The organism is Amycolatopsis sp. NPDC102522 (assembly GCF_055584485.1).
Window position 1 is genome coordinate 64,520 of record NZ_JBVJLY010000034.1, and the last position, 7,088, is coordinate 71,607.

The following is a 7,088-nucleotide window of genomic DNA, read 5'->3' on the forward strand; positions in this document are numbered from 1 at the left end:
AGACTACGTATACAGTGCCTCGACATGGACGCACTCCCGATCGCGAGACTCCAGTTCGCGACGACGACCTCGTTCCACTTCCTGTTCGTGCTGCTCACACTGGGGCTCGTGACACTCGTCGCGGTGATGCAGACACGCTCCGCGCTCGGCGGCAAGCCGGAACTGACGCGGATGACGCGCTTCTGGGGCAAGCTGTACGTGATCAATTACGCGCTGGGAATCGTCACCGGAATCGTGATGGAATTCCAGTTCGGACTGACCTGGACGGGTCTGTCCGCGGTCGCGGGCGACGTCTTCGGCGCGCCGCTGGCCATCGAGACGCTGGTGGCGTTCTTCGCCGAGTCGACCTTCCTGGGGCTGTGGATCTTCGGCTTCTCGAGGATGAACAAATGGGTCCACCTGACGCTGATCTGGCTGGTCACGCTGACCGCGTACGCCTCGGCGCTGTTCATCATGGTGGCGAACTCGTTCCTGCAGAACCCGGTCGGCACCCATGCCGAGAACGGCGTACTGAAACTCGACGACTTCGGCGCGCTGTTCACCAACCCGGCGCTGGCGATGTCGCTGCCGCACGTGCTGAGCGCGGCGCTCATGACCGGCGGCTTCTTCGTGGTCGGGGTCAGCGCGTATCACTTCATCAAGCGCACCAAGGAGATCGAGTTCTTCCGGCGGTCGATGCGAGTCGGCGTGCTCGCCTCGCTGCTGGGCAGCGCGATGGTGATCGGCTTCGGCTTCGCGCAGTTCGGCCCGCTCGGGGAGTACCACCCCGACAAGCTCGCATCACCCGAACCGCTGGTCGGCGCCCCGCTGGGGCTCATGATCCAGATCGGGTTCGTCGCCTTCCTCGCCTCGATCCTCGGCACGCTGCTGCTGTTCCGGAACTGGATCACCAAGGTGCGGCCACTGCTGTACGTGATGGTGCTGGCGATCCCGCTGCCGTTCTTCGCCGCGATCTCCGGCTGGCTGGTGCGGGAGATCGGCCGTCAGCCGTGGCTGATCCGCGGCCACCTGAGGACCGCCGACGCCGTCGCGTCGATCCCGGCGGGACAGATCTTGTTCTCCTTCATCGCTTTCACGGTGCTGTTCGCGGTGCTCGCGATCGCCGACTGGGTGCTGATGTCACGGGTCGCCAAACGCGGCCCGGAACCCGAAGAAGAGGCGCCCGCGCCTCGCCCCGAACTTCCCGTCCTGAGCGGAGTCTGACCGATGGTGATCCTCTGGTGGTGTGTGCTCGGCTTCCTGATCTCGGGCTATTTCGCGCTGGCAGGCTACGACTACGGCGTCGGGATGCTGCTCGGCAGGCTCAGCCGTGACGAGGCCGGGCGACGGCGTGTGCTCGGCGCCTTCGGCCCGTTCTTCCTGGCCAACGAGGTCTGGCTGGTGGCCGCAGTCGGCGTTCTGTTCGGCGCTTTCCCCCATCTGGAAGGGAAAGTGTTCTCCGGGGCGTACCTCCCGGTCGTCGCCCTGCTGCTCGGGCTGGTCACGTTCACCGCGGCGGTGCAGTTGCGCAGCAGGCGGCCGGACGCGGGCCGCGGCGCCTGGACGCTCGGGATCACCGTCGGCGCGTGGGTGACGGCGGTGTCGTGGGGTGTGTTCCTCGGCAATCTCGTCCTCGGCCTCCCGCTCGACGCTTCCGGGAAGCCGGCCGGTGACGTCCTCGCCGTCTTCGATCCGTACGCGCTGCTCTGGGGTGCCGGGTTCGTCGCGCTGTTCGCCTTGCAGGGCGCGGCCTTCCTGGCCGTGCGGGCGCCCGCCGAATTCACCGCCCGCGCGAACCGGATCGCCAAGGCGCTGCTCGCGCCCGCGCTCGCGTTCCTGGTGGTGGCTGTCGGCTGGGGCGCCTTCGAGACCACCGCGTCGTGGTCCGTCCTGCCCGCGATCGTGCTGGCGTTCGGCGCGTTGGGCGCCGCGTTCGCGGCCCTGCGCACGGGACGGCACAAGGCGGCGCTGATCGCCACGATGGTCCTGTCCGCGTCGCCGGTGCTGGCCGTCGGGACCCTGCGCCTGCCGGACGCGTTGACGTCCTCTGTGGACGGTGGGTTCTCCCTGAGCCTGGCGGAAGCGGCCACCACCACCGAAATGCTCGGTCTGCTCACCTACGTCCTGCCTCCCGCGCTGGTGGCGATCGCCGCCGTGCAGTGGGTGACCTGGCGCAGGCACGACGGCCGGGTCGACCAGCGTTCGCTGCTGCACTTCTAGGAGCCTGTGATGCCACCCCTTCCCGGACTGCGGCGCCATTTCGGCGTCCTGGGCCTCCTCGGAACACTGACCGCCGTCGCGATCCTCGTCCAGGCGGACGGTCTCGCGACGCTGCTCACCGGCGGCGGCGTAACCTGGACCCTCGCTGCGGCGATCGCGGTCCGGGTGGCGCTCGCGGGCGTCCAAGGTTCCCTCGGCGGCCGGTTCGCGGCGACGGTCAAAGCCAAGCTGCGCAAACGGCTTCTCGGCACGGAAGCGGCGAACCCCGGCGAGGTCGCGACCTTGGTGACCAAGGGGATCGACGCGAGCGACGCCTACCTGACCGGCTATCTGCCGACGCTGGTGCTGTCGGCGATCGTGCCTGTCGCGGTGGTCGTCCGACTGTTCGCCGCGGATCTTTCGTCGGCGTTGATCATCACCGCGACGCTGCCGCTGATCCCGGTGTTCGCGATCCTGGTCGGGCAGCACACGAAGGCGAAAACGGCCAAGCAGTGGCGGCTGCTTTCCCGGCTGGGCGGGCATTTTCTCGACGTCGTGCGCGGGCTCGGCACGCTCAAGGTGTTCGGTCGCGCCGAGGCGCAGGCCAAGACGGTGCGGGCGATGGCGGACGCGCATACGGACGCGACGATGCGCACGCTGCGGGTCGCGTTCCTGTCCGCGCTGGTGCTGGAACTGGTGGCGACGCTTTCGGTGGCGCTCGTGGCGGTGCCGATCGGTTTCCGCCTGTTGGAGGGCGGAATGGTCTTGCACACCGCTGTCCTGGTGCTGTTACTCGCCCCCGAGGCGTACCTGCCGCTGCGGGCGGCCGGGGCGAAGTTCCACGCCAGCGCGGAAGGGCTCGCCACGCTGCGGGAGGCGCTGGCCGTCCCGTCGGACGACGTCGTCCGCGGTTCGCGGGTGGCCCGCCGTGGTGCGCCGCGGATCGAGCTGGAAAAGGTGAGTGTCGCGTACGGCGACGAGGTCGTCCTGTCCGAAGTGGACATGACGATCGAGGCCGGCGAGCACGTCGCGCTCGTCGGTCCCAGCGGTTCCGGGAAGAGCACGCTGCTGGCTGTCCTGCTGGGCTTCGTCACGCCGACGTCCGGCCGGGTCCTCGTCGACGGCGTCGACCTGCGTGAACTGGATCCGGCCGCGTGGCGGGCCGGGGCGGCGTGGGTGCCGCAGCGGCCGACACTGTTCACCGGGACCGTCGAGGAGAACATCGCCATGGGCGGAGTGCCGGACGTCCAGGCGGCGGCCCGCGCGGCGGCGTTCGACGAGGTCGTGCACGGTCTTCCCGACGGTTACCGGACGCGGATCGGGGAACTGGGCGCGCCACTTTCCGCCGGGCAGCGGCAACGGCTCGGCCTCGCCAGGGCGCTGGCCCGCACGGAAGCGGGCCTGGCGTTGCTCGACGAACCGACCGCGCGGCTCGACGCGCGGACCGAAGCGGTCGTGCTCGGCGCGACCCGCGAACTGCTCACCGGCCGGACCGCGGTGCTCGTGGCCCACCGGCCCGCGATGGCCGAGCTGGCCACCCGCGTCATCGAAGTCCGCAAGGGCGCCTTGAAAGAACGGGAACTGGTGTGAACGTCTGGGGTGTGTCCACAAAGGACGTCGTCCGGCTGGTCCGCGCCGGGCTGATCGCGGCAGGCGCGGAGCTGGCCGGGCTGGCGCTGATGGCCACCGCCGCGTGGCTGCTGCTCAAGGCGGCCGAACAGCCGCCGCTGGCTTCGCTCACGGTGGCGATCGTCGCCGTCCGGACGCTGGCGCTGCTACGCGGCGGGCTGCGCTACGCGGAACGGCTCGCCGGGCACGAGGTCGTCCTGCGCTATCTCGGCGCCCTGCGGACCCGCGTGTACACGTCGCTGCTGCCGCACCGGGTTTCCCGGCATTCCGGCGGCGATCTCGTCACGCGCCTGGTGTCCGATGTGGACGCCGTGCAGGACGCGATCCTGCGCTGCCTGCTGCCCGCCGGGGTCGCGGCTTTCGTGGGCGCGGTGTCGACCGCGGTCGCGCTCGTCGTCAGTCCCCTTGCCGGTGTGGTGCTCGCTTTCGGGCTCGCCCTCGCGGGGGTCGGGCTGCCGTGGCTGTGCGTGCGGATCACGCGTGCGGCGGCGGAGAAGAGCGCTCCGGCACGGGCCGACCTCGCCGAACGGTCTGTCGAGCTGATCACCGGGCGCCGGGAGCTGATCGCCTACGGTGTCCATGAGTCCACTGTGGACGCCGCGCACACCGCTGTCGACGCGCTCGCCGTGCGGGACCGGGCGACGGCGAACCGGACCAGCCTGCTGACCGCGGCCGGGATGCTCGTCCAGTTGCCGACCTGCGTCACGATCGCGCTGACAGCCGGGGTTTCACCGCCGGTGACGGCGGCACTGGCCCTGGGCGCGCTGGCCGTGTTCGAGCTGGTCCTGCCGCTGACCGCGGCCGCGCAGCGCTGGGTCGAGGTCCGGGCGTCGGCGGACCGGGTGCGCGCGCTGCTGGCCGAGCCGCCGCCCGCGCGCGGGACGGCGGTACCCGAGCCGGGGCACCTGCGGCTGGAGGGGGTCGGCGTGGTCTTCGAAGGCCGGGCTCCGGTGCTGGACGGCGTCGACCTGGACCTGCCGCCGGGCAAGCGGATCGGGATCCTGGGGCGGAGCGGCGCGGGGAAGACGACGGTGCTGAACGTCCTGCTCGGTTCCGTGGCGCCGACTTCCGGCCGGGCTTCGCTCAACGGTCGCGCTCTCGACGAGTACGACCCGGCACTGCTGCCCACGGTGGTCTCCGGCGCGCTCGCGGACGCGCACGTCTTCCACACGACGGTCCGCGAGAACCTGCTGCTCGCGAAGCCCGGCTCTTCGGACGCCGAACTGCTTTCGGCGTGCGAAACGGCCGGTTTCGACCTGCCGCTGGACCGCGAAGTCGGCTCTGACGGCGACGTGCTGTCAGGCGGGCAGCGCCAGCGGCTCATCCTCGCGAGAGCAGTGCTCTCGGATCCGCCGGTCCTGGTGCTGGACGAGCCCGTCGAGGGGCTGGACCCGGAGCACGGCGACGCAGTCCTGGCGGAAGTCCTCGCGGCCACTCGCGGCACCGTCGTCTTGGTGACCCATCGCGAGTCGCAGGTGGCTGGCTTCGACGAGGTCCTACGACTCGGTTAAGCCGCGGATTTCCCGCATCGGCGGCCTGTCGCTGATCGACACCTCGGCGACTTCCGGCAGCCATTCGTCCTCTGCCTGCACGAACTGGGTGAGCTGGGCCGGGTCGTCGGACTTGATCCCGCAGCGCGCGAGCGCCGTCCCGAGGATCTGCCGCGCCATCACGCCCAGCTGAAGCAGCGAACGGTTGCGATGCTTGCGTACGCCGAGGTTTACCTGCGCAAGCCCTTCAAGGCCGTAGCGCGCTTCGGCGTCGAGGATGAGCCCGATCTCGACGCCATACCCGGCCGCGAAGGGCACTGACTCGAGGAACTCGCGCGTCGCGGCGTACTCGCCGCCCAGGGGCTGGATGAGTGCCGACAGCGACGGGCGCAGCGCCGAGAGGACCGGTCGCGCCAGCAGTTCGGTGACCCGGCCGCCGCCGCTGCTCTCCAGCCGCAGCGGGCGCCGGTAGAAGCCCTTGACCAGGTGGACGCCTTGTTCGCAGAGCAGCGGCCCGAGCAGTGTCGGCACGAACGCCGGGTCCGGGTCGACGAGGTCGGAGTCGAGGAACACGACGACGTCACCCGTCGTCGCGGCCAGCGACCGCCACAGCACCTCGCCCTTGCCCGGCACCGGCGGCAGCCCGGGGAGCACGTCCTCGCGGTGCACCACCCGCGCGCCGGCGCGTTCGGCGAGCTCGGCGGTCGCGTCGGTGGAGCCGGAATCCATCACGACCAGCTCGTCGACGACCGTGCCCAGCAACGGCCGGACCGTGCCGACGACGTCGGCGACGGTGTCCTCTTCGTCGAGTGCCGGTAGCACGACCGAAACCGTCCGGTCACCCTTCGCAGCGACGATGTCGTCGAGCGTCCAACCGGGGTTCTGCCACGTGCGCCGCTCGAACCAACTCATGAGTAGTGATCGTGCCATGCTGGAGACCGACACCTTGTCGATGGAGGAACCTTGCTACCGCTACTCGTCCGATTCGTGCTGGGCCCGCTGGTCAGGGCGCTGTACCGCCCCGACATCCGCGGCGTGGAGAACATCCCCGCCACCGGCCCGGTACTCCTCGCCCCCAACCACCGGGCGGCGCTGGACACCGGCGTGATCACTTTCACGGCGATGCGGCCGGTCAAGTTCCTCGGCAAGGCGGAGTACTTCACCGGCAGCGGTCTCAGGGGCAAGATGATGGCGGGTTTCCTGGGCGGCCTCGGCTACGTCCCGGTGGAACGCGGCAACGCGCAGGCCGGTCTCGCCGCGCTCGAAGCGGCCCGAAAGGTGCTCGACGCGGGCGGCGCTTTCGCGATTTATCCCGAAGGCACCCGCTCGCTCGACGGGCGACTGCACCGCGGCCACACCGGCGTCGCGGCCCTGGCGCTGGCGACCGGCGCGAAGGTCGTCCCCGTCGCGCTTTCCGGTACCGAAGACCTGCAGCCCGAGGGGAAGCGGATCCCGCGGCGCGCGAAGATCACGGTCACCTACGGCGAGCCTCTGGACTTCTCGCGGTACGAGGGGCAGGACTCGTCGCCGGCGATCCGGCGCTCGGTGACCGACGAGATCATGTACGCGATCCTGGAGCTCTCGGGGCAGGAGTACGTCGACTCGTACCACAAACGCCCTGATCAAAGCGCTGCCTGACGCCTCGGCGATAGCAAAGGTCCCCTGCTCCCCCGCTGCCCGCGCGCGGTCCAGGTGGTCGTGAGTGGCGTTTCGGGTTATTGAGGGGTAAGGCAAACCTGGCGTGTTTGTGGACGGTGTCGGTGACTCTGCGCGACACCGGGTCGTTGGCCT

Annotated in this window: 6 protein-coding genes; 5 read left to right on the forward strand and 1 reads right to left on the reverse strand. The window is 70.3% G+C overall.

Annotated elements, in window-relative coordinates:
• Positions 1–24 precede the first annotated feature (24 nt).
• Genes ACZ6YV_RS41765 through cydC form a run of 4 tightly spaced genes read left to right on the forward strand, consistent with a single transcriptional unit; the run spans position 25 to position 5,318 of the window.
• Positions 25–1,203, forward strand: coding sequence for a cytochrome ubiquinol oxidase subunit I (locus ACZ6YV_RS41765; protein WP_465514919.1), 1,179 nt, complete (start codon positions 25–27; stop codon positions 1,201–1,203).
• A gap of 3 nt (positions 1,204–1,206) precedes the next feature.
• Positions 1,207–2,199: a cytochrome d ubiquinol oxidase subunit II gene (locus tag ACZ6YV_RS41770; RefSeq protein ID WP_465514920.1), complete on the forward strand. Its 993-nt coding sequence runs from the start codon at positions 1,207–1,209 to the stop codon at positions 2,197–2,199.
• Between the two features lie 9 nt (positions 2,200–2,208).
• Positions 2,209–3,768, forward strand: coding sequence for a thiol reductant ABC exporter subunit CydD (cydD, locus tag ACZ6YV_RS41775; RefSeq protein ID WP_465514921.1), 1,560 nt, complete (start codon positions 2,209–2,211; stop codon positions 3,766–3,768).
• Complete coding sequence (gene cydC / locus ACZ6YV_RS41780; protein ID WP_465514922.1) at positions 3,765–5,318, forward strand: thiol reductant ABC exporter subunit CydC; 1,554 nt, start codon at positions 3,765–3,767, stop codon at positions 5,316–5,318. Before cydD ends, cydC begins: the two co-directional genes overlap by 4 nt.
• On the opposite strand, the gene ACZ6YV_RS41785 is transcribed toward cydC, so the two are convergent.
• Complete coding sequence (locus tag ACZ6YV_RS41785; protein ID WP_465514923.1) at positions 5,304–6,209, reverse strand: glucosyl-3-phosphoglycerate synthase; 906 nt, start codon at positions 6,207–6,209, stop codon at positions 5,304–5,306. The genes cydC and ACZ6YV_RS41785 overlap by 15 nt on opposite strands.
• A 51-nt stretch (positions 6,210–6,260) precedes the next feature.
• On the opposite strand from ACZ6YV_RS41785, the gene ACZ6YV_RS41790 reads away from it, so the two are divergent.
• On the forward strand, positions 6,261–6,935 hold the full coding sequence (locus ACZ6YV_RS41790) for a lysophospholipid acyltransferase family protein (RefSeq protein ID WP_465514924.1): 675 nt from the start codon (positions 6,261–6,263) through the stop codon (positions 6,933–6,935).
• The last annotated feature ends 153 nt before the right edge of the window (positions 6,936–7,088 follow it).

What these genes read in the sequence shown, in the direction of transcription:
- ACZ6YV_RS41765 (WP_465514919.1), top strand. Translation starts at nt 25, where the DNA reads ATGGACGCACTCCCGATCGCGAGACTCCAGTTCGCGACGACGACCTCG.
- ACZ6YV_RS41770 (WP_465514920.1), top strand. Translation starts at nt 1,207, where the DNA reads ATGGTGATCCTCTGGTGGTGTGTGCTCGGCTTCCTGATCTCGGGCTAT.
- cydD (WP_465514921.1), top strand. Translation starts at nt 2,209, where the DNA reads ATGCCACCCCTTCCCGGACTGCGGCGCCATTTCGGCGTCCTGGGCCTC.
- ACZ6YV_RS41785 (WP_465514923.1), bottom strand. Translation starts at nt 6,209, where the DNA reads ATGAGTTGGTTCGAGCGGCGCACGTGGCAGAACCCCGGTTGGACGCTC.